The organism is Amycolatopsis vastitatis (assembly GCF_002234595.1).
GTDB classification, from domain to species: Bacteria; Actinomycetota; Actinomycetes; order Mycobacteriales; family Pseudonocardiaceae; genus Amycolatopsis; species Amycolatopsis vastitatis.
The window spans coordinates 481,819-508,194 of record NZ_NMUL01000005.1 but is presented as its reverse complement, the minus strand read 5'-3'; the positions used below and the strand labels follow the sequence as shown (position 1 = coordinate 508,194).

Here is a 26,376-nt window from a genome sequence, read left to right as displayed (position 1 = left end):
GCACTCACGACCCCGCGGGCTTCAGGCGATGTGCCACACCGCGTCGGCACCGTCGAGCACGTCCCGGTCGAGCCCGAAGTAGCCGCGTTCGGGCTTGGTGTCGGTGCGCTTGCGGCCGTCCGGGAGGTCGGCGGTCAGCCGCCAGGTCTTCGTGCCCTGCTGCAGCAGGCCTTCGTAAGTGTCCGGCTCCGGCTCGCCGAGGCCGATGGCCTCGCTGTGACCCAGGCTTCCGGCGACGAACGCGTACCGGTCGCCGAGCAGCGCCCCGACGATCGCGCCCGCGCCGGACCCCGAGCGTTGCAGGTGGCTGTTGTGCGAGAACACCAGCGTCGGGCCGCGGCGGGCCTCGATGGCCCGGATGTCCAGGAGGTTCTCGGCCATGAGCACCGCGCGCATGCCCGCGAGGCGCGCGATCCTCGTGTCGCGTTCGCCGGGCAGCGCCGACGCCGCGTGGTAGCGGAGCAGGCCGCGTCCGGCGGTGGCGTGCACTTTGGCGCGCCGCCAAGCGGCGTCCAGCCGCGGTGCCTGGGCGAGCAGGGCGACGAGCAGGTCGTCGGCGATCACCCGCAGCTCACGGGCCTCGGCCGACGCGCCGGGCGACTGAGCCGGGTCGAGGATCGCCTCGGACCGGCTCCACCGCTCGTCGTCGCCGGTCAGAGCCGCGATGTCGACGTCGAGGCCCAGGTAGTCGCGGGTGTGTTCGAGGTAGGCTCGCGGGCTGGGGGCGCTGAACGTCTCGGTCGGGGCGTCGAAGCCGTGGAGCGCCAGCGGTTCTTCGGCCTTCTCGTTGTACTCGCGCAGCCACGCGACCAGCTGCCGGTTGGCGTCCACTTCGCCCAGGCCGTGCGAGAACCCGCCGTCGAGCGCGGCGACGCGGTCGGTCTCCAGCGCGATCGACCGGAAGCCGTGCTCGGCGAGCTGGGCGAAGAGGTCGTTCCGGAGCCGCGCGCACGCCGGTTCGAAATGCGTGGGCTCGCCCAGCGCGAGCAGTTCGGCGGTGAAGTCGGTGATGTCCATGTGGTTGAATCGTATCCTTGAAGACTCGGTTGAGACCTGCTGACCTCGCCCGTGAGCACGGCATCTCCACGCAGGCGGTCCGCAACTACGAGCGCGACGGCTTCCTCCCGCCCGCCGAACGCACCGCGAGCGGCTACCGGGTTTACACCGAAACGCACGCACGTGCCCTGCGTGCGTTCCTTGCCCTGGTGACGGCGTACGGGCACGCGACGGCAGGCGGGATCATGAACGCCCTCAACGACGACGCCCTCGAACGCGCGCTGGCGCTCGTCGACCGCGGCCACGCCCAGCTGTCCCGCGACCGGGAAACCCTCAACGCGGTGCGCCAGGCGATCGGCCACCTGACGACCGGGCCACCCGCCGGACCGGCCGGGACGGATCGGTCGATCGGCGAACTCGCGCACCGCCTCGGCGTGACCGCGGCGACCGTGCGGGCCTGGGAACGCGCGGGCATCCTGGTTCCCGAGCGCGACCGGGCGACGGGCCACCGCGTCTTCCGCGCCGCCGACGTCCGCGACGCGGAGCTGGCGCACCTCCTGCGTCGCGGCGGCTACCCCCTGGGGCACATCGCGACGGTGGTCGCCCAGGTCCGGACCGCCGGCGGCACCGAATCGCTCGCCGACGCGCTGGAGACGTGGCAGCGCAAGCTCGTCGAACGCGGCCTGGCCATGCTCGACGCGGCCGCCCGGCTCGGCGAGTACGTGCGGCTACGGCCGTGACCGCGGGTGCAGCCGGTCGTACTCGTGCGCGGCCGAGCGCTGGGTGCGGACCGGCAGGGCCTTCTCTTCGTCCTCGTCGTCGACCTCGTTGAGCCCGAGCTGCACCGCCAGCCGGATCTGCTCGCGGTTTTCGCGGACGACGGCGGAGAAGAAGTCGTCGATCCGCGGGTCGAGGAGCACTTCGAGCAGCACGCGGAACGAGGTGTCGACGACCGTGCGCACGATCTCGTCGTGGAACGGCAGCCGCTTGAGCTTCCCGAGCTGCGGGTCCGCGGCGATCTTCTCGGCGATGATCGAACGCAGCTCGTCCTTGTGGGCCCCGAGCGACTTGGCGAGGTTTTCCGGGTAGTTGCCCGTTTCCAGGACCTTGACGACCTCGTCGAGCACCGCGATGGTGACCGGCTTCTTGATCGCCTTGACGATCGGCTCGGACAGCTTGTCGACGAGCCGGTAGGTGAACTGCTCGCCGGCGGCCCGGTCCGCGGCCCGCCCGATCCGCACGAGCAGCAGCACGACGGTGACGAACCTGTGCCCGACCATCGCCGGGTGGGCGACGGGGATCATCGCGAACAGCTCGTACCAGTTGCGCACCAGGAACTTCTTGGCCCAGCGCCGTTTCCGCCACCGCCACAGGAACTCGAGCAGGAACACCCCGCAGATCCCGCAGTCGACGAAGAAGATCACCAGCCCCGCGTCCCGCGCCGGTGGGCTGAGCACCATGTACCCCAGCAACCCGGCCGACCCCACGGCGAGGACGAACATGACCCAGTCGTCGGCGCGCACGTTCCCGGGCAGGATCCCGCTGTTGAGCTCCGGCTCGCGGCCGTCGCGAAGGGTGACCATGCCCGATGATGGCACGCACCGCCCCGATCAGCCGGTTCGGCTCAGGTGCGGCGGAGCCTGCTCGCCCGGACGGCGAACAACGACGTGCAGACCGCCGCCGTGAGCAGCAACGCCGCGATCGAGCCCGACCACCACGGCCAGTCGTGCGTCCACAGCCGGTCCGGCGGTCCGACCTGGTGGATATCCACCGTGGAAGCGCCGGCGGCATAGCCCCAGCGCGCCGGCGCCAGCCAGGACAGCTGGGCCAGCACCGGCCGCCCGGCGACCGGGACCATCCCGCCGCACAGCACCAGCTGGGCCATCACCGTCACGACGAGCACCGGCGTCGTCTGCTCGGCCGAGCGCACCAACGCCGACCCGAGCAAGCTGAGCAGGCAGGATGCCAGTGCAGTCAGCCAGACTGCGACCGCGAGCTCGGCGACCGGGCGCGGCAGCAACACCGTGGAGACCGGCCCTGGCTTGACCGTCGTGACGACGCCGACGAGCACCGCGGACTGGACAGCCGCGACGAGGGTGAACACGCCGGCTTTCGCCAGTGCGTACGCACCGGGCCGCAGGCCGACGGCCCGTTCCCGCAGGAAGATCGCCCGCTCGGCGATGGCTTCCCGCGCCGACGCGGCCGCACCCATGAACGCCGCGCCGACGAAGACGAGCACGAGCATCTGCGCGGCTTCCGTCGGGTGCTCGGGCCCTGATCGCCGCAGTCCTTCGTGACCGGGGACAGCCAGGGCGAGCATGGCCAGGACGACCGGGACCAGCAGCAGGAACAGGGCATACCCGGGATCGGCGAAGATGAGCCGCAGGTGCCGGGCGGCCACCGTGCCGACCTGGTGCGCCAGGCCGGCGTGCACCGGCGGCGGCTCGGCGACTGCCTCGGAAGGGGGCGCCGGGTTCACGGGGGACGGCTGGTGCGGTGGCGCGGTTCCCGAGACCACCCGGTGGAAGATGTCTGCCCAGTCGGCGGTGCCGAACCGGGCCCGCAGCTCCGCGGGCCGCCCGCTGAACACCGGCACGCCGCCGGGGGCGAGCAGCAGCACGCGGTCGCAGTCGTCGAGGTTGGTGACGTTGTGGGTGACCACCACGACCGTGCGACCCGCGTCGGCGAGCTCGCGCAACCGGCTCATGATCTGCTTGTCGAGCGCCGGGTCCAGGCCCGACGTCGGCTCGTCGAGCATCAGCAGTGACGGCGCGGTCAGCAGTTCGAGCGCGATCGAGACACGTTTGCGCTGACCGCCCGACAGCCGGTGGATGGGTGTGCGCGCGTGGTCGGTGAGCCCGACCTCGGCCAGCGTCTCGGCCACCCGCCGCCGGCACGCGGGCCCGCCGGTGTCGTCGGGCAGCCGCAGCTTGGCCGCGTACGTGAGGGCACTGCGCGCGGTCAGTCGCGTGTGGACGACGTCGTCCTGCGGCACGACCCCGACGCGCCGGGCCACCGCCGAACGCTGCCGGTGCATGTCATAGCCGTCGTAAGTGATGCGCCCGGTGGTCGGTGCGACGTCGCCGGAGAGCACCTTGAGCAGCGTCGATTTGCCCGCGCCCGACGGTCCGACGACCGCGACCAGTTGCCCGGGCAGCAGGTCCAGCGAGATCCCCGACAGCAGCTGTTTGTCTCCGACGGCGAAGCCGACGTCGTCGGCCAGGAGCCGGGTCCGTTCCCCGCCGGTGGTGACGAGGTTGTCCCCGTCGACCCGGAGATCGGTGGCCCCCACGGTGATCCGGTCGCCGTCGGCGATCGGTGATCGCCCGGCGACCGGGACGCCGTTGACGAGCGTCGGGTTCCGGCTGCCCAGGTCGGTCAGCCGCCACGCCGCGCCCACGCGTTCGAGCCGAGCGTGGCGGCGGGAGACCTGCAGGTCACTCAGCACGATGTCGTTGTCAGAGGCCCGGCCGATGGTGATCCGGACGCGGTTGCCGATCCACACGGCGGTCAGCTGGTCGTGGTCGGGGACGTCGGCACCTCACCGGGGAGGCCGAGCAGTTCAGCGGTGCCGAGGACGAGGTAGCTGCCACTGCAGCAGGCGGACCTGTTGCCGGATACACCTTCCCATTGGATCTTCAGCCGCAGGACCCCGCTGATGTCGAGGTCGATGGGAACCGGGGTACCGTACGGCACCGGCTTGCTGAAGACCTGCCGACCGTCGGCGAAGATCTCGAGCTGCATCTTCAGCGTCGAGTCGACCGCGTTGTCGTCGAGGCCCGCGGTGGCGGTGAGCCGGCGGAACCCCTTCGCGATGTTGTACTCGACGCTCTGTATGTCGGTGTTCGCTTCCACCTCGGAGCCCACCGCGTGCAGGTAGTTCTTGCCCGCGATGTTGGTGTTCTGGATGCCGCTGTTCCACTGACCGGACGCGGGGTGCACGGAGTCGAGGTAGACCAGCTGTGCCTGGCGGGCCACGGTCAGCTTCACCGCGCCGCCGATCGCCGCCCCGGCCGCCGGGTCCTGGGCGATGACCGTGCCGTCGGCGGCGGTGGCGTCGATCTTGTCCTCGATGGTCGGCTGGAGGCCCGGCAGCGCGTCCTGGGCGTCGGCGAGCTTCTTGCCGACCACGTTCGGCATCACGGTGGGCGTCGCCGTCGTGGTCGCCGTCGGCGAGTCGCTTGTGGACGTGGGCGTGTCGGTGGAAGTCGTCGGCACCGCCTTCGTCGTCGGCGCCGCCGAACCGCCCGAAGCGGTATTCAGGGCGATCCAGCCACCGCCCAGCAAAGCCAGGACAACGGTGAAGATCAGCGCGACCCGGGCACCGCGTCGCTTGCGTTTCGGCATGGTTCCTCCGGGCGGCATGGTCGTGAGGGGCCTGGACGGCGGGCCCGCGGGCACACCGAACACGGTTTCCGTGCCCAGGCCGGTTTCGTTGAGGGGCACCGGGGGCGGCGGCGTGGTGAGCGGGAGGACGAGCGGCTGGTTCATCAGCTCCAGCACCAGCGCGTCCAGGATCGTCGCCACCTGCTGCGCCGATTCCGGCCGGTCCGCGGGCCGCTTCGCCAGCAGCCAGGTGAGCACGTCCCACAGTTGGTCGGGCACGCCGGCGGGGCGCCCCGGCATCGCGCTTTCGTGCAGCCGGATCACCGAGAACGTCGACTGTCCGGCGAACGGGGTGACGCCGCAGCACAGCTCGTACAGCAGGATGCCGAGCGAATACAGGTCCGACGCGGGCGTCGCGTCGAGGCCCTTGCCGAGTTCGGGGGCGAGGTACTGGGGCGTGCCGGCCAGGAGTGACCGGCGCCCCAGATCGCTCGCGGTCGCGAGCCGCGAGATGCCGAAGTCGGTCAGACGCGGCACGGTCCCGTCCATCAGGACGTTCTCCGGTTTGACGTCGCGGTGGACCACGCCGGCCTGGTGCACGGCCGCGAGTGCCGCCGCCACTCCGGCCCCGATGCGGGCGACTTCGGCCGGCAGCAACGTCTTCTCGGCGGTCAACCGGGCCCGCAGATCGCCGCCGGCGACCAGGTCCATCACGATCGCCACGGTCTCGCCCTCGACGACCAGGTCGTGCACACCGACGAGGTTCGGGTGCCGCAGCCCCACCAGGATCGACCGCTCCTGCAGGAACCGCGCCACCAGGTCCGGGTCCTCGACCAGTTCGTCGCGGAGCAGCTTGAACGCGAATGCCTTCCCCTCCTCGTCGGAGCCGGCGAAGACCCGTCCCATCGCACCCTTGCCCAGCGGGTCACCCAGCCGGTACCGGCTGCCCAACGGCTTCTCCATGCCCAGACCTCCGCACTGAATTTCGATTACCGACGCACATGGGAATCAACCCGGCAATGGGTCGCGTTACACGCCGAATTGATACCGTGACATTCGGGACCAAAAGAAGACAAAAACGCGACAGAATCAGTCCTCTTCGGGATTCTTCTTCCCGAAGAGGACGTCGATGTAGGGAAAGAGCCGCCAAACGATCACCGGCAGGTTCATCAGGGCTCTCGTGACCCCGGCGCGGTTCCGAAGCTCGGAACGCCACCCGAGGGCCTCGCCGATCCGGCGATCCGCCTCGACGACCAACGGGACCGCGGCATCCTTGTCCCCGGTCAGCGCGAGCGAGATGCCGAGGTCGAGCTGGGTTCGCATGGTGTCGGGATGGTAGGGTCCGATCGACTCTCGCTGTTTTTCCAGCAATGGCCGCAAAATGTCGATGACATCCTCGTACTGGTTAAGCTGAGCGCGCGCCTGCGCACTCGAGTAACGCAGCCAGTGGTACAGCGGGTGATGCTCGCCGAAAATCCGCCGAACCCGGGGTTCGAACTCCGAAAATTCGCGCAGTGCCCGTTTCGGGCGGCCCCGCGTCACCGAGGTGCGGACGCACCGGACGCCGGCCGCCAAGGTGAGCGGGCTCTCGTTCCCCAGGAGCCCGGCCAGGCTGTCACGGGCCGACCGCAGGCGCGCCTCCAGCGCGTCCCAGCCCTCGTCGCGCGTCTTGAACTCAGTGAAATCCAGTGACATTTCCGCTTCGGCGTAAACGCCGATCGCCTCCAGCCGCAGCGGGTGCCGCTCGTGGTCCGGGGTGTCGTGCTCGCGGATGACGGCGTCGGCGAGCGTGCGCGCCGCCTTGAGTTCACCGGTGATGATCTTCAGGCGGGCCAGTTCGAGCCGGGCCCGTGGGTCGTCGGCGGCGTCGAGGAGCCCGATGGCGTCCCGGAACCGCCCGCGCATGCGCTTGGCGACCGCCATGAACACCCGGGCCTCGATCTTCTCCCGCTCCGGCAAAGATTCCGGGACGTGGCCGGGCCACAGCGGATCCGCGTCCGCGTACCGGCCCAACTGGTCGAGCGCGTGCGCGCACGTCAACCGGGCCCGGAAGGCGTCTTCCGGGGTCCCCGCCGACACGAGTGGCCGGCACACCCCGGCCGCCTCGGCGAAGTCGCCCGAATCGGCCAGCGCCGCGGCTGCGGCGACCCGGTCGGCGGCCCTCACCCCCTCCGCGGCCAAGATCCGCTTCGCCACGGCCCGCGCGGCGACGACTTCTCCTTGCTCCCGGAACCACTCGAGCCCCGATCGCTGCAACCGGGCTCGCTGGTGCGCGGGCACGCAGTCGTGGACGGCGAGCGCCGCGGCGTGCGCGTGGAAACGGCCGGTGTCCCCGATCAACTCGAGCACAATCGAAGCGGTTCTGCGGGTGAGGTCGTCATCGACGCCGGCGGCGTCGCAGACCAGGGCGTGGATGTCCCACTCCGTGCCGAGGTGGATCAGCAGCGCGCGCCGGGCGAGCTCGGCCACCGCGCCGGCGACCGGTTCGCCCGGCAGGACGCGCCGGACGAGTTCCGGCGGCACGGGGGCGCGGGAGATCGCCGCCGCGATCTGCAGGATCCGCCGCGCGGTCGGGGAGCACTCGCCGACCGCCCGCGCCAGGACGTCGACGGCATCGCCTTTCACCGAGTCGAGGACGTCGGCGAAACCGGTCTCGTCGATCGCGCCGCGGCCGTCGCGCAGTGCGGTGACCACGCTCGTCAAGACGATCGGGTGCCCGCCGCACCGCTCGACGAGCCGGCGCACGGCCGAGACTTCGACGGGGTCGTCGGACCCGGCGATTTCGGTATACAACACCGCACCTTCGTCCTCGGTCAGGCCGGTCAGCTCCACGACCGGCGCCGGCCATTCCGGGTTCCCGCTCCTCGTCGTGAGGACCGTCCGGACGAACGACGTCGGCATGACGAACTCGTCGAGCACGTCGGCAGACAGCTCCCCCGGAACGTCGTCGATCACCCACAGCTGCGACCGCCGATCGGCTTCGATCCGGCGCGCGACACCCGCCCGCACTTCGTCCGGCGGCAAGCCCGTGACGTCGGCGCCGAGTTCGGCGGCGATCGTCCGCAGACCCGTGTGAAACCGCACGACTGCGCCGGCCTCGTCGTCTTGCCCGAACAGCCCGATCCACCGCACGCCGCCGGGGAACGCGTCGCGGAAGAGAAACGCGTACTGCTCGGCCAGGCTGGTCTTGCCGAGACCGGCGAAGCCCCGGACGACGGCGAGCGCCGAGGACGTGCGAGGCGTGGCCGGCGGCAGTTCGCGGGAGTGCAGCGCACTGTGGATCCGCCAGAGTTCCTGGTACCGGCCGACGAACCGCCGCGGCCGCAGCAGGCGCGGCAGCATCGGCGCCGCACTGCGAACCGCCCCCAGCGGCGTGCCGGCCGCCCGGACCATTTCGGCGACCCGGCCGGCGATGCGGACGCGGTCTCGCTCGTCACGAGGACGGCCGAAGTACGCCGCGTCCTGCAGTTCCACGGGAGCGATGTGGTTCCCGTCGGACTCGGGGTTGACCACGAGCACGCGCCGCCGGGGATCGCCGGCCGCCTGTGCCGCGAGGAACGCGAAAGTCAGTTCCCACTGGCAGGCGTACCGGGTCGGAAATCTGCGCGAGTAATAGGCGAGGAGCACTGTCGACGAGGTCAGTGCCGCGTCGAGGCCCCCGGTGATGCCCTCGAATTCCCGGATTCCCTCGCTGTCCCGGAAGACCCGCAGGCCGGCGGCCTGCAGCGCCCGCTCGAGCTTGAGTACCTCGTCGATGTCCGACCAGGTGAAACTGAGGAACACGTCGTAGGACTGCATCACCTCGACGCAGTCGCCGGGCCCGCTCGGGTTGTTACCCGCAATCGGGAAACAAAAGGCGCTGTGCGGACCCTGCGTTCCGGACTGTCATGTTTTTGTCTTGTTTTCGACATCATTCATCCGTCCGGATACGGCATCGTGGGAGAAGGCGATCGCGGGCGAGGGGGAGCATGGCGCGCACAGCGAACAGCCGGCTCGCTCCGGGCCGGACCGGCGGTTCAGGAGGCCGGTTGCCAGCCGACGCCGTAGGACCTCGCAGGCCGGAGGTCGTGGAAACCGGTGTGCACTTCACCCGCGTTGTCCAGAAAGAGCGGTTTGCGTGCCGGAAGCGGGTCCTCGGCGTCCTTGGAGAAGTCGCCGTCGATGCGCCAGACGCGCAGCGGCGGCTCCCGCCTATCGAACCGGATATTGAGGTCGAACCTCTCACACGAGAATTCCGGTGTACAGCAGTAGAACGGAGCCGGAAGCTCGTCCAGCCTGATGCGGAAGAAGAACTCGTGCTGGTCGCCGGCGTCCAGCGGCCTGGGCGGCCGCAGGCTGAACGCGACCCTGGTGGAGCTGACCATCCGCACGGAGTGCACCTCGCCGCCGGCGACGACATCGATGCCGAGTCCGGAAAGATCCGGTTGGCCGGTCGTGCTGGCCGGGCGGGCGAGGGAGATCGCGTGCTCGATTTCGGCGAGCCCGGCAACGTGGCTGACCACCTTCCGGGTCTCGAACACCTCGGCGGCGGCTCCCGTCAGGTTCAGCCGGACCGCCAGCGCCGACGTGTGCCAGGGGCCGTCCTGGCTGATGATGGAAGCCCCTTCGAACGGCGGTGGTGCCCCGTACGCGGCCTCGGCGATCAGGTAGATGACGTCGTCGGCGCGGCGCTGCATGGTGCGCACGTTGCGGTCGGCTCCACTGCCCAGCAGTTCGAGCCGCTGGGTGTAGCGCTCGTTCGCGCCGGTGCCGAAACCCAGGACGATCCGCGCCGTTTCCCGCTGCGATTCGGGCAGCCTTTCGATCAACCTGCGGAGGGTGTCTACGACCTTGCCGCGGACCGTTCCCGGGTTGTCCTCCTCGTGGACACCACAAACTTCGCGCAAGCGTTCGCCGACGACACCGGGCAGGGTCTTCGCTTGGATGCCCAGACCCTTGCGAAGCAGTTTCAGCTCCGTTGAGAGATCGTTGATCTTCGCGTCGGCCGCCTCCTGAGCCAAGCCGCCACCTCCGTCTTGGTCGTTGCGGGGAAGTCTACTCATCTTCCCCACGGGACACGACGCCATCACCTGTTTCCCCAGTGTTTCCAGTTCGCGGAAACACCGCAGGTCAAAGCAGTGACCGCGTTTTCTACTGACAGGCAACAGGAAACGCCTGTCATCGAGGAAAACGCCGGGTCAAGCTTGGCTCGTCGAAATCCTTCGGCGACCAAGGAACTCGCCGCACGGAAACGTCGGCGACGCGATCCGGAAAGGGTGAATCCGATGCACACGCACCTCATCATCGTGCTCGGCCAGCTGGTCTCCCTGCTGGGCTGAACAGGTACAGGCCGGCGGGCCCGGGCCGCCGGTCGACCTTCCCCACGTTCGCCGAATACAGGATGATCGAACCATGCCGGACTTTGGAGCAGAATTGAAACGTCGACGGACATCGGTCGGCATGTCACTGACCGGACTCGCCGCGTCCGTCCATTTCACCAAGGGTTACCTCAGCAAGGTGGAGAACGGCAAGGCCCGGGTGAACCGGGAACTGGCCAAAGCCTGCGACCAGGCGCTGGGCGCCGGCGGAGAACTGCTCGCCCTCGCCACCGAATCGGCATCCCCCGCGCGCCGGAACGCCGGCGGCATCGTCGGGCTGCCCGACAGCGGGCGGTACTTCGTCGGCCGCGAACCCGAACTCGAAGCGCTTACCGCACTGCTTCTCCGCCCGGACGAGGCCCGGGTCGGCATCGTGCACGGGATGGCGGGAGCCGGGAAGACGGTACTGGCCGTCGCCGCCGCCCGACGGGTCGCGAGCACTTTCCCGGACGGCTCCCTCTTCTTCGATCTGCGCGGGCACACCCCCGGCGCCGTCGAGCTTTCGTCCGGCGAAGCCATGCACCGGCTGCTGCGGCTGCTGGACATCTCAGCCGATCAAGTTCCCGCAGACGAAGACGGCCGGGCCAACCTGGTCCGTGACCAGCTGCGCGGGCGACGGATGATCCTCGTGCTCGACAACGTGCGGTCCGCCGAACAGATCCGGGCCATCGTCGACAGCGAAACGTCATCCCGGATCCTGGTGACCAGCCGGGGACGGCTACCCGCCCTCGACGACGCCTGGCACTTCCCCGTCGGCGTCCTCCCGCTCGACGACGCCCTGCACCTTCTCCGGTCCGTCGCCGGCGAACACGCGCCCACAGACGAGGGCATCGCGACCGAAATCATCCGGTATTGCGGACAGCTGCCGCTCGCGGTGCGCGTCGTGGCCGCCCGGTTCGTCGCCGGCGGCTGGACGGCGGCGGAGCTGCGCGACCGGCTGGCCGACGAGACCACCCGGCTCGGCGCGCTGGAGGACGGTGAGCGGAGCGTCTCCACCGCGTTCACCGTCTCGTACGAAACGCTGCCCCACGACCAGCGGCGGTTGCTGGGCCTGCTTGCCCTCCACCCCGCGGCCGCCGCGGAAACGGGCGCCGTCGAGGCACTCGCCGGTCTCGACACCGGCGAAGCGGACCGCCTGATGGATCGGCTGCACGACGCAAACCTGGTCGTCCGCGACGAACGGGGCTACGTCGAGCTCCATGACCTGATACGCACCTTCGCGGCGAAGCACGCCCTTCCCGAAGTCGGACCGGACGACCGCGAAGCGGCCGTGCGCAGGCTGGTCGACCACCTCGTCGCGATGACGCTGGCGGCCGACGAGCTCGCCGAGCCCTATCGGTTCCGGCCGGCCACCGGCCTGCCGGCCTCGGCCGCCCTTGCCTTCTCGGACTCGGACGGCGCACTCGCGTGGCTGGCCGCGCAGTGGCCGGTGCTTGCCGACACAGTCGATGCCGCCGCCCGGCACCGGCTGTACGACCGCTGCTGGCAGCTCGCGTTCGTCCTCCGCGCGTTCTTCTTTCGCGAGAAGCTGTTCGAGCCGTGGATGCGGACGCACGAGCGTGCGCTCGAAGCCGCCCGAGCAGCCGGTGACCCGAGCGCGACGGGAATGATCCTCAACAACCTGGGCATGGCTTGCCTGGAGGCCGGCCACGTCGACGACGCGGTCCGCTTCCACGAGCAGGCTCAGGAGCAGTTCGCGGTGGCCGACGACGACCGGGGCGCGATCGACGCGATGTCCAGCTTGGCGTGGGCGCGCCTGTACCGAGGCGAGGCCGAACCGGCCCTGACCGAGTTGACGACGGTGCTGGCCGTCTACCGCCGGACCGGCCGGACCAGGAACGTGGCGATCGCGCTTCGCGGTATTGCCCTCGTTTCGGCGGCTCTCGGGCAGTTCCCCGAGGCACTGGCCGCCGCGCGGGAGGCAACCGAGCTCGCTCAGCTGCCGATCGATCGGGCGATGTCGGCGAACTGTGAAGCCTGGGTGCATTTCCGCGCCGGCCGGTGGGACCACGCCGAGTCCTGCTACCGCCACGCGGCCCAGGTGGCGGACGACGCCGGGAGCGAGTACGAGCGGGCGCGGGCGCTCACGGGCCTGGGCAACACGGCAGCCGGGCGTGGCGACCGGCAGGCGGCGGCTCGCTGGTGGGCGGAGGCCGCCGCGTATCGGGTCACCCTCAATCCTGCTGTGCTCGGCGAGGCTCAGTACCGGAACCGGCCGACGTGCGAAGAATGATCAGAAGACGATGAAGAAGATGAGCCGTCTCGCTTGCCAGGTCCAGATCCGCCACGTGTACCGAAGAGCCAGCGCGGCGAGGCCCAGGCTGATCAACCCGGCGAAGACCGAGCTGTTCGCGAACAGGGCGAATCCACCGATCGTCAGCACGATGGTCCATGCCGTCCAAAGCAAGCCGTAGCCCGCGCGGCTGGCCTGGCTGTACGGTCGGACTTCGGTCTGGTTTCCGATCGGCTGCGGTTCGACACTCATTGTTTCTCCTTTTTGTGGGACAGGATCATGCTCACCGGAAGGTGATCTCGAGATTTTTCAATTTGTCGTCCGCATGCGTTCGGCAATAACTCAGCAGCTCGCTCCGGTACTGCGGGGCGACGATGCGGCCCATCGCGTCGACGCGGTCACGCGTGGGCGATCCCCAGCGGGCCGCCAGATCCAGCTGCTGGGTTTCACCGAGGCCGGCGTACTCCTGGCAAGTCACGTCCAACGGATCGGATGTGCAGGCGACCGCACCCCCACTGGTCAGCGCGATCACGATCGCAACGAGCGGAATCCTCGCGTTCATCATTCCTCGAATCTTCGGGCGGCCTCAGGAATGGACGCCGCATTCCTGAGGACCAGTCGCGACCACGGCGAAATTCGTTGCACCCCGCCCCCGCGTTGTCCCGATTCTGTCGCGTTCGCCGGCCACCGCCCGTCTCGCCGCGTGGTTCTTACCCCCGAAAAACTGGTCAAAAACACGACACTTCCCGGCAACCCTGCCACCGGCGGTAGCGAAGCTGTATGTCGTGCCGATCAACGTCGCAGAAGCCCAGCCCATCGTGAGGTCGCCGTCATGACTACGCATTGAGTTCCGAAGGCCGCCGGCAGCACGCCTCCGCCTGACGTCGCCGAGGCCGCGAGCGACCGCCCGGGTTTCCCGGGCGTGCCGTTTCCGTCAACGGGAAACGCCTTGTCGGACTCCATTACCAGCGCGCACCATCAAGGTATTCCGCGAACACCGCGGAACCAGCAAGCCCCGTCGAACGAAAATATCGAGGAGCCCGCCATGATGGTCGTCTGTTCTGTTTCCGCGCTCGTCCGCACGGCCCTGTTCCTCGTCGCGCTCGCGGTGGTCGCCGCCCTGGCCCTCGCCGGGCCCGCCGCCCCGGCATCCACGCCGGGCTCCGGTCAGGCGACGTCCACGACGGAACCCGTCGAGCGCTGAGGAAGCCACGGGTTTCGGATCCCCCGACCGAACATCGGCGACGCCGGAAGTAGCCGTCAGGCCGGTTGTTCGGGCCCCAGGTGCTCGATCAGCCGGGCCAGCTGATCGGCGTACTGCCGTACGAACTCCGGCGAGGCCGGATCCTTCCCGGTCAGGCCTTCGACCACGTTCGGCAGCGTCACCGGGGCCATCGCGGCGGCCATCAGCAGCACCGTCAGGCTCGCCGGGTCGACCCAGTCCGGCAGCCGCCCGTCGGCCTTCATCGCCGTGATCTGGTCCACCGATCTCGCCAGGCGCTGGGTCCTCGCCGCGTGGTCCGGGTCCGGCTCGGCGCCCTCGTACTCCAGCCCGGACCAGGCCACCAGACGCATGCCTTCGCGGCCCGTCGTCCCCTCCAGCGCGTACCGCCGCACCTGCTCTGACAGTGGCATGTCCGGTGCGACCAGTTCGCGCTGGTGGTCGACCCACTGGTCCGACAGCGCCCGGTAGAGGCCCTCTTTGCCGTCGAAGTAGTACGAGATCAGCTGCTGGTTCACCCCCGCCCGCGTCGCGATCGCCGCGATCCGGGCGCCCGCGTACCCCTTCGCCGCGAACTCCGCGCCCGCCGCCTCGAGGATCAGGCGGCGGGTGCGTTCCGGATCCCGTTGCCGCTCCTGGGGCTTCGGCGAACGGCGAGGCTTCGACGCGGTCACGCACCCGACTATATCCGTCAACCAACCGCTTGACTCTGCGGAACAGAACGTTGACGGACGGCCGTCAGCGCGAGGGCCAGCACCAGCACCCCGGCGCTGACCGTGAGCGCTGCCGCCGTCGCGGACGCGTAGCCGTGGTCCAGCCGGGTGAAGAAGACCGTGCCCGCCAAGGCGATCCCGGTCGCCGTGCCCAGCTGGACCGTGGTGTTCACGACGCCGGACGCCGCGCCCGCCTGCTCCGGCCGGATGCCCGCCATCGACGCGGCGAACAGCGCGTTCAGGACCGCGCCCATGCCGAGCCCGACGGCGATCACCGGCACCAGCAGCGCCCACCCGGTCAAGGCCGACCCCAGCCACGGCACCAGAACCGCGATCGCGGCGAGGCCGGCCAGCAGCACCGCGACGGCGGCCGCGGTGAACGCCCGGCCGAACCGGGGGGCGAGCCGCATGCCCAGGACGTTGCCCGCGACGATGCCGAGCGTCGACGGCGCGAACGTCACAGCCGCTTCCCACGGCGAAAACCCGAGGCCGAGCTGCAGGTGCAGCGTCAGGACGAAGAACACGCCGACGCCGGTGGTGACGCAGAGCAGGACCGCCTGGCTGCCCGCGAGGTGCCGCACCAGGTCCGGCGGGACCAGCGGTTCACCACCGCGGCGGAACTGGCGGCGCTGGTGCAGCGCGAAAACCCCGAACACGGGGACCGCGGCGGCCAGCAGCGCGATCGACCACGCCGGCCAGCCCAGCTCGCGGCCCTGGACCAGCGGGAAGAACACCGCGAACAACGCGGCCGTCAGCAGCGCCAGGCCGGCCGGGTCCATGCGGTGCCGGAAGAAGCCCGGCCGGTCCGGCATGGTGCCCAGCGCGCCGAGCAGCGCGAGCACTCCGATGGGCAGGTTGACCAGGAAGATCGCCCGCCAGCCGGTGCCGAACAGGTCGGCCTCGGTCAGCGCGCCACCCAGCAGCGGGCCGGCGAGCCCGCCGAGCGGGAACGCGCCCGCGTACCACGTCATCGCCTTCGGCCGCTCCCGCTCGTCGAACTCCGCGTGGATGAACGACAGGACCTGCGGCACCATCAGCCCGGACCCGATGCCCTGCACCACGCGCGCGGCGATCAGCACGCCGACGTGCCCGGCGAGGCCCGCGGCCAGTGACGCGGCCGTGAACACGAACATGCCCGCCACGAACAGCTTCTTCGTCCCGTGGCGGTCGCCCAGCCTGCCTCCGGTGATCAGCGTGAGGGCGAACCCCAGTGCGTAACCGGCCGAAATCCACTGCAGCGCCGACTCGCCGGTGCCCAGCTCCCGCTGGATGGTGGGCAGCGCCACGGCCACGATCTGGTTGTCGATCATGTCCACCAGCACCGCCAGCACCGCGACGGCCAGCGCCCACCACCTGAGTGCGTGCTTCTCCACGACGTCCCCCTTCCGCATTGACTCAGTCAAGCCATAGTCAACCAGTCGAACTACTCTGTCAACTATCTGTTTGATTGAGTCGATCGGAAAGCAAGTGAGACCTCCTGGTCGGAGCGCCCCTGAAGGAGAGACTCAGACTCCGAGGACTTCCCGCAGCTTCGCGGCGAAGGCTTCCGGCTGCCCGGCATAACCGAACTCACCACCGAGAAAACCACCGTGGTGGCTCGGGAACACTGTTGCTTCCTGCCCGAGCAGCTGGGCCGTCGCCAGAGCCGTGCGCCCGGTGAAGACCTCACGGGACTCCTCGCCGACGGCGATCACGACGCGCGTCGGTGCCGCGGTCAGGGCCGCCACGTCGAGCTGGTACTCCGTGACCGCCAAGGACCGTTCGGTCAGCAGCGGGTCGTCGCGGCGGCCGTCGTCTTCGGCCGGCAGTCCGAACTGGGCCGGGTCCGCGGGCGGGAGGGCGAAGTAGTCCTCGGTGAACTCGCCCTTCCACGACCCCAGCACCATGAACGCCGCCATCCCCGCGCCGAAACCCCGGGCCTGGTACGCGTCCCGCATCGCCTGGCCGGCGCGCTCGGCCGCCGCGGCGTCGGGGAGCGTCTTCATCAGCGGTGGCTCGTGGGCGACCAGTGTTGTCACGTCGTCGGGGTGGGCGGTGACGAGCGCGAGCCCGGCGACCGCGCCCCCGCTGCTGCCGAACACCTCGACCGGGCCGGCGCCGAGCGCCTGGATGACGGCGTGGATGTCCTCCGCCTGGACGGCGGGCACGTGGTCGTCCCGCCCGTCCTTGCGGACGCTGCGCCCGAGCCCCCGCGGGTCGTAGGTGACCACGGTCCGCTCCGGGAAGAACGACGCCAGCGTGCCGAACCCCTCGGCGGCCATCGGCTGCCCGATCATCAGCAGCGGCGGCCGCGGGCTCTCCGCGGGTGCCGGCCCGTGGACGTCGTAGACGATGTCGGCCTCGGGTGTTTCCAGCGTGTGCGTCGTGGTCATCGTTACCTCCCCGGTTCAGGACTCCTCCGGAGACTAGACCGGGCCACCGACAGTTTCCGGCGGTCACGACCCGAGGGCCACTCCTTCGAGGACCGCCTTGACGCCACTGAGGCCAGGCACCTGCACCGGCACCGTGGTGTAGTACGGATAGTTGAAGACGCCTTGCCCCAGGGCGAACGAGGAGTTGTCGCCCCAGCCCCAGACCGTGCCGTCCGCGCGGACCGCGTAACCGCCGCCGCCGAAAATCCCGATGGCCTTGGCGTCGGTCAGGTCGCGCACCTGGACCGGGACCGCGGACGAGCAGTTCGGTCCGGGGTTGACGCAATCGAGACCGTTGCCCAGCCGGCCGTTCCGGTTCTCGCCCCACGCGACGACCGTGCCGTCGGTGCGCAACGCGTACGCACTCGGCCAGTTGCCGACCACGGCCGAGACACCCGTCAGCCCGGACACCGCCACCGGCGTGCGGGAGACGCAGCTCGAGGTCGTGCACGCGACGCCGTTGCCCAGCTGGCTGTAGGTGTTGTCGCCCCAGGCCCACACTGTTCCGTCGGTCTTGACGGCGTAACCGCTAAAACCGTCCCCGCTGCCGATGGCTTTGACGCCGGTCAGGCCGGAGACGCGCACCGGCACGGTCGAGCTCGCCGCGGTGGAGCCGTTGCCCAGCTCGCCACGGGTGTTGCTGCCCCAGGCCCAGACGGTGCCGTCGGACTTGAGCGCGTACGCGGTGTCCCGCGCGGCGGCGATGGCGGTGACCCCGGTGAGCCCGGAGACCTGCACGGGCACGTTGCCGTTCTGCCCCCACCGCCACACGGAGCCGTCGGAGCGCAGCGCGTACCCCTCGTTCTCACCGGCCGCGATCGCCGTGACCGACGTCAGTCCCACGACCGGCACCGGCGCGGCGGAGGTGCCGCCCGCCGTCCACCCGTTGCCCAGCTCACCGGTCGAGTTGTTGCCCCAGGCGCGGACGGTGCCATCGGCGCCGAGGGCGTACCCGTGGGACGCCCAGCCCGCGACGGCGACGACGCCGCTCAGGCCCGCCATCAGCTTGGGTGACACGACGTACCCGGTGCCCTGGCGCCACGAGTAGCTGCTCCACGTCGACACGCACCCGGTCTGGCAATCGGCCGGTGGCAGGGTGAAGTAGCCGGAGAGGTCGGCCGTCACGTCGACAGAACCGGCGCGGTTGTGGACGTAGACCGCGCGCGTCAGGTCGTAGGGGGTGCTCGCGGCCGGGCCGACGGGGGACACGAGGGGCGCGGTCGCCACCGAGATCGTCTGCCCGGGGGTGAGGCTCAGGCTCGGGTTCGGCTGGTTCCCCGAATTGCGGTCCCACGCGGTGACGGCGGTGTTCGCGGTCGCCGAGTAGCCGGTCAGGTTCAGGGCCACGGCGAGCGCGTTCGACGGGATCGACGGCTGCAGCCGGTACGAGAGGTCGCTGTTCGCGCCGATCTTCCTGGGCATGCCGTCCGCGGTGCCGAGACCGGTGCGGGTGTCCAGCACCCGCTCCGGGGCGACCGGGGTGAACAGGGCTCCGTAGTCGGTGGCGTAGAAGCCGGCCAGCGCCGCGTACGTGGTCACCGTGCCGGCGAGGTTGTACAGGTCGATCGACCGGTCCGCGCCGATCTTGACGGTGATCAGGTTCGTGCCCTGGCCGCCGGGATAAGCGGCGACGTTGGCCATGGTCGGCCGCGGGGTGCTGTGCGGGAAGACCGTGACGTAAGTGGCCGCGGTCGGCTCGGTCAGCGTCAGGGTGAGGGTCACGGCGGTGGCCGTCGCCGGGACCCGGTCGGCCATGCTCAGCTTGGTGGTGACGCCGGCGCCGAGCTGGGCGAGCGGCAGCCCCGACTGGCTCAACGGCGTGTACCGCGAGCCGGGATCGGCCGAGTAGTAGCCGACGATGCTCGCGATGAGGTGCGTCGAGCCGGCCTCGTTGTAGAAGTCCAGCGTCCGGTCCGCGCCGACCTGCACGGTGACCTGGTTGGACCGTCGCTTGTTCGCCTGGACCAGCAGGTTCGGGAGCACAGGCCGGGCCTGGCCGTGCGGGAACACCGTGATCGCGGTGTCGGCGGTCGGGCTCTCCGCCCAGAGGTTCAGCACGACGGCGGTGCTGTTCGCGGGCGCGAGCGCGGCCGCGCTGCCCGTCACCGTGGTCTTGGCGCCCACGGCTCCGACCGGGACGCCGACGCCGCGAACGGTGTCGAGGAAGCGCGTCGGCTGAACGGCGGTGAAGGCCGACGGCGGCGAGCTGAGCGCGGCCGCCGTGGCGGTGAAGCCGGTGACGAGCGAAGCGAGCGTGAAGAGCGCGGCGGCCAGGACGACGGTCACCGACGGGCGTGCTGTGCGCATGAATCCCCCAAGAACGCCCGGTACGGGCCCGGACGGGACTCTATGCCGGTTCACAGTGGACGGATAGCGTCCGTTCGGCTTACCGCGGTTTGCGCACAGTGGACTTGCGCACAGTGGAGCCGACGTCGAGACCCGCCCGGGAGTCGAACCCGGTGACAGCGGCTTTGCAGGCCGCCCCATGACCGTCATGACACGGGTCGTTGGAGTCGCGCGCCGTGGTGTCGATCCACGTCGGCGGGGCTTATGAGGCTCCGCTGGTTGCCGAACCGCGCGCGTGAGTGGCCGACCGGACTCGCACCGGCTTCGCCCGGGGCCACAGCCCGGGGCCTCGTCTCCTTCGGCGTCGGCCACGGTGCCCCTACCAGGATTCGAACCTGGACTGGACGCGTTCTGAGCGCGTTGCCTCTTCCATTTGGGCTACGGGGGCGTAGCGCGTCCGGGAGTCGAACCCGGGTCTCCCGGGTGAAAACCGGGAATCCGTACCGCTGGACCAACGCGCCGTGGTGCCCCCGCCAGGACTCGAACCTGGGACCTGCGGCTTCGGAAGCCGCTGCTCTGTCCTGCTGAGCTACGGAGGCGCACCCGCGTCGCCCGCACTGTTGCGGCCGAGACGAGCGCAGGGAAATGTCTGCAGTTTTCAAAGAGCACCGGCGGAAGGAGTCGAACCCTCTGGCCGCGGTTTTGGAGGCCGCGCCGCTTCCGAAGCACGCCGATAGAACAATTGCGGGAACAACAAAAAACCGCCCGGCTCGGTTTCCCGATGGGCGGCTCACTGGCATGACGGGCTAAATCATGGCAGGGAGCCGTGTCGCCGCAGGTGGAGACACATGAGTGCACACGGCGCGGCGGTGGCGGTGTGCCACGCCTCTCGCCTCTGCAGGTGCGTCATGGTGTCTCCTCGGTTCGTTCGTGTGGAACCATCATCAGGTACCGGCGCCGCGAGGTCAATGCGTTTTATCCGCACCGGCCGGACTACTTGCCGCGGCTCCTGACCACCCTTGTGATCGCGTAAGCAGTGAGGGCGATCAGGACGACGGCGAGCGCGATCTCATAGACGGTGTGGTCCACAACCGCGTACACGGTCACGGCCACACAGCATGCGATGGCGAAGGCAAAGAAGGCGATCAGGGTCGTTCGCGTCATCCGGAACCTCCACGACCGCGGAGCAGCTGCACGGCGAACAGTCCGACCAGGAACACCGAGACGGCCAGCAGGGCAACGGACCCGGCGCTGACTTTCTCGACCACAGACCAGGTCGCGAAGGCGAGCATCCCCAGCCAGAGACACAAGGCAAGGCCGCCAAACCACCGGGATTCGAAGAACCCCGGTGGTTTGGCGGCCCCTTTTCCGGTCAAGACTGCTTCCTCGCCTTGAACCACGCATAAAGGAAGATCACACCGAGAAATGCACCGCAGGCGAAGATGATGATTCCCAGAATCAGGTTCATCGTGCTGCTGTGGTTGACGGCCATCACGGCACCGACGACGGCTCCCGCGAGCAAAGCCAAAGCGGCGAGAAGCATTCCTGGCGGGGGTGCCGCTTTGGCGTTGCCCTGAGTCATCGGCTCTTCTCCCGAAAGTAGGCGGAAGCGGTTACGGACCCGTCGGTGACAAGGATATCCCAGCAATCCCCGCGGCGCAGCCGCCGACGAGTATCACGCCGTGCAGGACACCCTCGCTCACCGGCACGAAGCCTGCCGCGTAGGTGGCGAATACCCCGAACGTCCGTTCGGCACCCACCGCGCCGGACACGCAGCCGTAGACCTTTTGCAGAACGGTACCCGCCGTTTTCAGAATGCTCCCGAAGCTGAGCGCACCGGTGGCATCGGTATTGTTCAGCGGATCCCCCTTGCCGTAGGCGTAGGCGTTGTCCTCCTGACCGGTGGGGTCGGGTTGGGTGAAGCGGGCGTAGGTCGAGTTGAACTGGCGGTAGCCGAGCAGGTAGTTGCCGAGCTGGGTTTGGTAGCCGCCGATCCAGCGCAGCCGGTTGGCGTCCGCGGCCGGGCCGGTGATCGCCGCGCCGGCGCCGTAGGGGGTGTAGCTGTAGGTGGCGGTCAGCGCACCGGCGTCGTCGAGGAGGGCGATGATGCTGCCCTGGTAGTCGGTGACGGCGTTGTGGTGCTTGCCCGCGGTGTCGACCAGCCCGGTGAGCTTGCCGTCGACGTCGTGGGCGTACGTGGTGGCCGCGCCGTTGTCCATGGTGCGGGAGATACCCAGTGCCGTGTGGGTGAAATCGTGCTTGTAGTTCGCCGAGCCGGCCTGCTCGGTGATCGTCGACGGCTGAGTCTGGTCGAGCGTGTCATAACTTGCCGTGAACACCGGGCCGGTGCTCGTGGTGAGCGACGTCAGCTGGTTCGTCGGGCTGTAGGCGGCGTGGTTGGCGGGGTTGGTGGAGTCGAGCCGGTTTCCGGCGCCGTCGTAGGTGAGGGTGGTCGAATCGGCCTTGGTCAGCTGGTTGGCGTCGTTGACGGTGTAGGTGTGCCCGTCGCCGGCGGTGAGGTTGCCGGCGTTGTCGTAGCTGTAGGTGCGGGCACCGGCTTTGACGAGCCGGCCGAAGCCGTCGTAGGTGTTGTCGGCGGTGCCGGTGACGTCGGTGCGGGACTGCACCTGGCCGGTGTCGGTGCCGTCGGGCCGGGTGTAGCGGTAGGTGGTCGACAGCAACGCCGTCCCGGCCGGGTTCTTGACCGTGATCCCGGTCTGCCGCCCGGACTGGTCGACGCCGATGGTTTCGGTGCTGCCGCCGGGGAAGGTGGCCGAGGTGCGGTGGTCGGCGTTGTCGTAGCCGTAGGTCGTCGTCGTGTTCGCCTGGTCCTTGACCGAGGTCAGCCGGTCGGCCGCGTCGTAGCCGTAGTAGATCCAGCCGGTCGGGTCGTCGACCGCGCTGACGTTCCCGGCCCGGTCGTAGTGGTAGGTCGCGACCTGCGTGACGCTTCCCGCGTTGCGCGTGACCCGCGTGAGCAGGCGCCGTTCGTAGTTGTTGGTGAACGTCGCCCCGGCGTAGCGGGCGATGGTGAGGTTGCCCGTCTGGTCGTAGGTGTAGGCGGCCAGCCCGGTGCCGTCGGCCTTGGCCACGGAGACGACGCGGTCGAGCTTGTCGTAGCCGTAGACCAGTTTGACGCCGTTGCCGTCGGTCACGCTCGCGACGCGCGAGAGCGAGTCGTAGGTGTAGGTGGTGGGTTTCAGCGGCAACGGCGGGGTGACCGTGGTCAGGTTCCCGGCGCTGTCGTAGCCGTAGCCGGTGACGTGCCCGTTGCCGTCGGTGGCGGTGGCGACCAGGCCGGTGGTGTAGGTGTACTTCGCGACGTCGGCGTTCAACCCGTCGGAGTGCACCTTGATGACGTTGCCCGCGTTGTCGTAGCTGTTGCTCACCGCGTCGCCGGAGAAGTCGGCGACCTGGGTCGGCAGGTGCGGGTGGGCGGTGTCGGTGTAGCCGACGCTCATCGTCGCGCCGGTCGGCAGCTTGCCGCCCTTGAGGTTGTTGAGCGGGTCGTAGTCGTAGCTGACCGAGTTGCCGGTCGCGTCGGTCAGCGAGTTCACGTCACCGTGGGACGACCAGCCCTGTGCGCGGCCGTGGCCGAGGGCGTCGGTGGCCTTGGTCTGGCGGTGGCCGTCGAAGTCGTAGGTGCTCTGGTGCCCGTTCGGGTCGGTGACCGTCGTCGTGCGGTCACCGTAGCTGTAGCCGGTGACGCTCGCGACGCCGTCGAAGTTGGGCTCGGCCACCTGCGTCACCCGGCCGCCGCCGTCGTAGGTCAGCTTGTACACCCGCCCGACCGTGGTGGTCAGGCTGGTCACGCGCCCGTCCGCGTCCAGGCCGAAGGTCGTTTTGTCGCCGCCGCGGTTGGTGATCCCCGTCAGCCTGTAGCCGCTCGCGTCGTGGCTGTACGAGCCGGCGGTCGAGCCCGTGGGGTCGGTGATCGTGGCGAGCCGCCCGTTGCCGTTGTACGCCGCGGTCGTCACCCGGCCCTGGGTGTCGGTGATCGACGCCAGGGTGCCGTCGGACGGGTTGTACCGGTAGGTGATCGCGTGGCCGTTGCGGTCGGTCTGCGACGACAGCCGTCCGTCGCCCGTGAACAGCGACATCTCACCCGAGTCGTCCTGCACCAGCGTGTAGCTGCCGTTCGAGAGCTTGGTCAGCGTGCTGTGGGAGCCCGACGGCGTCTCGTAGCTGCCGTCGTCGTTCACGTAGTAGGCGGCGCAGTAGCCGGTGGCATCCTGGTAGATCACCACGCTGTCCAGGATTTCGAGGTGGATGTCCGGGCCGCCGGAGATCGACCAGAAGTCGCCGAGAGCGCCGCCCTCGAAGGAGATGCTGTTGTAGACGGCGTCGAAGGACATGTTCAGCCCGGTGCCCTTGACCGTCAGCGCCCGGTCGGTGATCACCGCGTTCCCGTTGGACCGGTCGACCAGCAGCTCCGTCCGGTCCGAGATCGCGTAGCGGTCCATCGCGAACCACGGCTGGACTCCCCAGCCCCCGTAGCTGGCGCACGTTTCCCGCCGAGGCGCTCTCGGCGCCGGTCTCGCGGGCACCTGGTCGGCCGTGACCCCGGTCGGCGTGCGGTTCACCTGGGCCGGCGGCGTCCACGACACCGGCAGCGGCACCCCACCCGGCGCCGGTTTCGGAGCGGCATCCGCCGTCGCCGGAACCGCGGAAACCAGTGCGATGACAGAAGTGAACGTCAAAATGCGCAGCACAAATGGCCGCAACAATTTTTGTTGCATAAAAGGTGAATCTCCCCTCGGAACCCACAGGTCCCACCCCAAGGCGGCAGGATGCCACCACCTCCGGCCACACTATGACGAGAGATCACCTGTGGCACCGCGGAAAAGTCTCAATCACTCGAATGACCTAACACGGATCACACATGCTACGGCGGTCATTCCAGAGCGAATTCCCACGAAATTCGGATAGGCCACAGGCAGACGATTCGGAAAAAGTTTCTCCCGTGAAACCGACCCGGGAATATCGGAGCCCGCACGGCACGGCGAGGCATGCCCCGCCGAACGGGAAGATGAGCCGCCAAGGGGGCTCGAACCCCTGACCTTCTGTTTACAAGACAGATGCTCTACCAGCTGAGCTATAGCGGCCTGGCGCACCGGCGCCGCACCCAGTGTATCGGGCCGCCTTCCATGATCCGCTCGGGAGGCAGGATCGCCTGGTCCAGGCCTCCATCGAGCAACGTGGTGGACGCCACTCCATGATCCATGCAACGGTCGGCGGGTGGCCGTCGATGGTCCGGAGGAGAGAGCGAGGAGGTGGATGGATCATGAAGATCAAAGAGCGCACCAACGGGGGCGACGCGACCAGATGGCCGCTGCTGGAGCCCCCCGAACAGCGGCGGCCGCGGGCCCACCGCCCCACCCTCCTCAAGCAACGCCCGTGGCACGTCCTCGAAGCCCCGACCGGTGAGCTGCCCGCCGTCGACGCCGAAGAGGCCATGGGGCCTCAGCTGCCCGACGAGGCCACCGTCAACTTCGTCCTGGACCTGAGCTTGCGCATCGGCGAAGTGCAGATGGCCAGCGGGGCCGGTGCTTCCGACGTCACCGCGACGATCCTCGCCATCGCCGGCGCGCTCGGGCTGCCGCACTGCGAGGTCGACGTCATCTTCACGTCGATCACCGTGACCTGCCACCGCGGCACCGACCTGACGCCGATCACCGCGCTGCGCGTCGTGCGGAGCCGGAGCCTCGACTACACCCGGCTGACCGGGACCGAGAAGCTCGTCCGCAAGATCGTGCGCGGGCACATGGGCGCCGAGCAGGCCCAGACCGAGCTCGAGCGGATCACCTCCGCGCCGCACCCGTACCCGCGGTGGGTTGCGACGCTGTCTTGGGGCGGGGTCGCCGCGTTCGTCACCATCCTGCTCGGCGGCGGGTTCGACATCGCGCTCGTCGCGTTCGTCATCAGCGGCGTCATCGACCGGGTCGGCCGGGTCGTGAACCGGTACGGGCTGCCCTTCTTCTTCCAGCAGGTGATCGGCGGCCTGGTCGCGACGCTGTCGGCCATGGTCATCGTCAGCAGCAACGTCCTGACCACGGACAAGCCGACGCTGGTCGTCGCGGCCGCGGTCACCGTGCTGCTGTCCGGGCTGTCGACCGTCTCGGCGGTGCAGGACGCCATCACCGGCTACAACGTCACCGCCGCCGGCCGCACCATGGAGACGGCGCTGATGTCGGCGGGCCTGATCGCCGGGGTCGTGCTGGCGCTGCGGATCGCCGTCATGCTCGGCCTGCCGCGGACGCCGCTGCCCGAGGTCACCGGGTCGACGCCGCAGCAGCTGCCGCTCGTCGTGCTCGGCGGGGCCGGCGCGGCCGCCTGCTTCGCGCTCGCGAGCTACTCCAAGATGCGCGCGATGCTGGTCGCGGCGGCCGCCGGGGGCATCGGAGCCGCCGTCTACGGCGCCCTGATGCTGGCCCGGCTGGACGGCGTCAGCTCGTCCGCGGTGGCCGCGACGCTGGTCGGGTTCTGCGGTGGCGTGCTCGCGCGGCGACTCGGTGTTACGCCGCTGGTGGTCGCCGTGTCCGGGATCACTCCGCTGCTTCCGGGGCTGTCGACCTACCGTGGTCTATACCAAATCGGAGTGGAACCGAGCGGTGACATCTCGATGCTCATGACGGCCGTCGCAATCGGGCTTGCCCTGGCAGCGGGCGTGGTACTCGGGGAATGGCTCGCCCAGCCGGTGCGCACCGGCCTGGGCAGGCTCGAGCGGCGGTTCGCCGGACCACGCATGGCCGGTCCGCTCGAACCGACCGAACGAAGCTTGGAGTAACCCAGAGGTCACGGACTGTTCATCGCTCACGCGATAGGGTTTCAC

21 protein-coding genes and 5 tRNA genes are annotated in these 26,376 nt (G+C 69.6%); 5 read left to right on the top strand and 21 right to left on the bottom strand.

What is annotated here, in order from left to right:
- Positions 1-21 precede the first annotated feature (21 nt).
- Positions 22-1,017, bottom strand: a complete 996-nt coding sequence (locus tag CF165_RS06050; RefSeq protein ID WP_093946381.1) for an erythromycin esterase family protein — start codon at positions 1,015-1,017, stop codon at positions 22-24.
- A 17-nt stretch (positions 1,018-1,034) separates the two neighbouring features.
- On the opposite strand from CF165_RS06050, the gene CF165_RS06045 reads away from it, so the two are divergent.
- On the top strand, positions 1,035-1,736 hold the full coding sequence (locus CF165_RS06045; RefSeq protein WP_093946380.1) for a TioE family transcriptional regulator: 702 nt from the start codon (positions 1,035-1,037) through the stop codon (positions 1,734-1,736).
- Here the strand turns inward: CF165_RS06045 and CF165_RS06040 are convergent.
- The 5 genes from CF165_RS06040 to CF165_RS06020 all read right to left on the bottom strand — a co-directional run bounded on the left by CF165_RS06040 (position 1,725) and on the right by CF165_RS06020 (position 10,364).
- Positions 1,725-2,579 (bottom strand): hypothetical protein, encoded by an 855-nt coding sequence (locus tag CF165_RS06040; RefSeq protein ID WP_093946379.1) that lies wholly within the window; start codon positions 2,577-2,579, stop codon positions 1,725-1,727. The genes CF165_RS06045 and CF165_RS06040 overlap by 12 nt on opposite strands.
- A gap of 41 nt (positions 2,580-2,620) precedes the next feature.
- Complete coding sequence (locus CF165_RS06035) at positions 2,621-4,501, bottom strand: ATP-binding cassette domain-containing protein (protein ID WP_093946378.1); 1,881 nt, start codon at positions 4,499-4,501, stop codon at positions 2,621-2,623.
- Between the two features lie 5 nt (positions 4,502-4,506).
- On the bottom strand, positions 4,507-6,285 hold the full coding sequence (locus tag CF165_RS06030; protein ID WP_093946377.1) for a protein kinase domain-containing protein: 1,779 nt from the start codon (positions 6,283-6,285) through the stop codon (positions 4,507-4,509).
- A gap of 126 nt (positions 6,286-6,411) precedes the next feature.
- Positions 6,412-9,120 carry a tetratricopeptide repeat protein gene (locus CF165_RS06025; protein ID WP_093946376.1) on the bottom strand — a complete coding sequence of 903 codons (2,709 nt, stop codon included), beginning with the start codon at positions 9,118-9,120 and terminating at the stop codon, positions 6,412-6,414.
- A 218-nt stretch (positions 9,121-9,338) separates the two neighbouring features.
- The gene (locus tag CF165_RS06020; protein WP_143268453.1) at positions 9,339-10,364 is read right to left on the bottom strand and encodes a hypothetical protein; all 1,026 of its coding nucleotides are present in this window, start codon (positions 10,362-10,364) and stop codon (positions 9,339-9,341) included.
- A 75-nt stretch (positions 10,365-10,439) separates the two neighbouring features.
- On the opposite strand from CF165_RS06020, the gene CF165_RS49945 reads away from it, so the two are divergent.
- Positions 10,440-10,640 carry a hypothetical protein gene (locus CF165_RS49945; RefSeq protein WP_143268452.1) on the top strand — a complete coding sequence of 67 codons (201 nt, stop codon included), beginning with the start codon at positions 10,440-10,442 and terminating at the stop codon, positions 10,638-10,640.
- Positions 10,641-10,713: 73 nt separating this feature from the next.
- Positions 10,714-12,912 (top strand): helix-turn-helix domain-containing protein, encoded by a 2,199-nt coding sequence (locus CF165_RS06015; protein WP_093946374.1) that lies wholly within the window; start codon positions 10,714-10,716, stop codon positions 12,910-12,912.
- Here the strand turns inward: CF165_RS06015 and CF165_RS06010 are convergent, their stop codons facing one another.
- On the bottom strand, positions 12,913-13,164 hold the full coding sequence (locus CF165_RS06010) for a hypothetical protein (protein ID WP_093946373.1): 252 nt from the start codon (positions 13,162-13,164) through the stop codon (positions 12,913-12,915).
- A 31-nt stretch (positions 13,165-13,195) separates the two neighbouring features.
- Positions 13,196-13,477 carry a hypothetical protein gene (locus tag CF165_RS06005; RefSeq protein ID WP_093946372.1) on the bottom strand — a complete coding sequence of 94 codons (282 nt, stop codon included), beginning with the start codon at positions 13,475-13,477 and terminating at the stop codon, positions 13,196-13,198.
- 480 nt (positions 13,478-13,957) lie between these two features.
- On the opposite strand from CF165_RS06005, the gene CF165_RS51080 reads away from it, so the two are divergent.
- Positions 13,958-14,116, top strand: a complete 159-nt coding sequence (locus CF165_RS51080) for a hypothetical protein (protein ID WP_158226738.1) — start codon at positions 13,958-13,960, stop codon at positions 14,114-14,116.
- Positions 14,117-14,172: 56 nt separating this feature from the next.
- Here the strand turns inward: CF165_RS51080 and CF165_RS06000 are convergent, their stop codons facing one another.
- From CF165_RS06000 to CF165_RS05960, 13 genes are all read right to left on the bottom strand, one after another.
- Positions 14,173-14,808: a TetR/AcrR family transcriptional regulator gene (locus CF165_RS06000; protein ID WP_093946371.1), complete on the bottom strand. Its 636-nt coding sequence runs from the start codon at positions 14,806-14,808 to the stop codon at positions 14,173-14,175.
- A 17-nt stretch (positions 14,809-14,825) separates the two neighbouring features.
- Positions 14,826-16,220: an MFS transporter gene (locus CF165_RS05995; RefSeq protein WP_158226737.1), complete on the bottom strand. Its 1,395-nt coding sequence runs from the start codon at positions 16,218-16,220 to the stop codon at positions 14,826-14,828.
- A gap of 132 nt (positions 16,221-16,352) precedes the next feature.
- Entirely contained in the window at positions 16,353-17,219 is an 867-nt protein-coding gene (locus tag CF165_RS05990; protein WP_093946369.1) for an alpha/beta fold hydrolase, read from the bottom strand.
- A 63-nt stretch (positions 17,220-17,282) separates the two neighbouring features.
- Positions 17,283-19,565, bottom strand: a complete 2,283-nt coding sequence (locus tag CF165_RS52010) for an RCC1 domain-containing protein (protein WP_205660774.1) — start codon at positions 19,563-19,565, stop codon at positions 17,283-17,285.
- A gap of 127 nt (positions 19,566-19,692) precedes the next feature.
- Positions 19,693-19,765: transfer RNA gene (locus CF165_RS51075), tRNA-Cys, on the bottom strand.
- 153 nt (positions 19,766-19,918) lie between these two features.
- A tRNA-Leu gene (locus CF165_RS05980) sits at positions 19,919-19,992 on the bottom strand.
- 1 nt (position 19,993) lies between these two features.
- Positions 19,994-20,065, bottom strand: a tRNA-Glu gene (locus tag CF165_RS05975).
- 1 nt (position 20,066) lies between these two features.
- A tRNA-Arg gene (locus tag CF165_RS05970) sits at positions 20,067-20,143 on the bottom strand.
- A 394-nt stretch (positions 20,144-20,537) separates the two neighbouring features.
- Positions 20,538-20,708: a hypothetical protein gene (locus CF165_RS51070; protein WP_158226736.1), complete on the bottom strand. Its 171-nt coding sequence runs from the start codon at positions 20,706-20,708 to the stop codon at positions 20,538-20,540.
- Positions 20,705-20,920 (bottom strand): hypothetical protein, encoded by a 216-nt coding sequence (locus CF165_RS49940; protein ID WP_143268450.1) that lies wholly within the window; start codon positions 20,918-20,920, stop codon positions 20,705-20,707. The genes CF165_RS51070 and CF165_RS49940 overlap by 4 nt, the downstream gene beginning before the upstream one ends.
- Positions 20,917-21,126: a hypothetical protein gene (locus CF165_RS49935; protein WP_143268448.1), complete on the bottom strand. Its 210-nt coding sequence runs from the start codon at positions 21,124-21,126 to the stop codon at positions 20,917-20,919. Before CF165_RS49935 ends, CF165_RS49940 begins: the two co-directional genes overlap by 4 nt.
- A gap of 31 nt (positions 21,127-21,157) precedes the next feature.
- Positions 21,158-24,244 (bottom strand): RHS repeat domain-containing protein, encoded by a 3,087-nt coding sequence (locus CF165_RS05965; protein ID WP_240521468.1) that lies wholly within the window; start codon positions 24,242-24,244, stop codon positions 21,158-21,160.
- 332 nt (positions 24,245-24,576) lie between these two features.
- Positions 24,577-24,649: transfer RNA gene (locus CF165_RS05960), tRNA-Thr, on the bottom strand.
- Between the two features lie 179 nt (positions 24,650-24,828).
- Here CF165_RS05960 and CF165_RS05955 point away from each other — a divergent pair.
- On the top strand, positions 24,829-26,331 hold the full coding sequence (locus CF165_RS05955; RefSeq protein ID WP_093946367.1) for a threonine/serine exporter family protein: 1,503 nt from the start codon (positions 24,829-24,831) through the stop codon (positions 26,329-26,331).
- Positions 26,332-26,376: the final 45 nt, after the last annotated feature.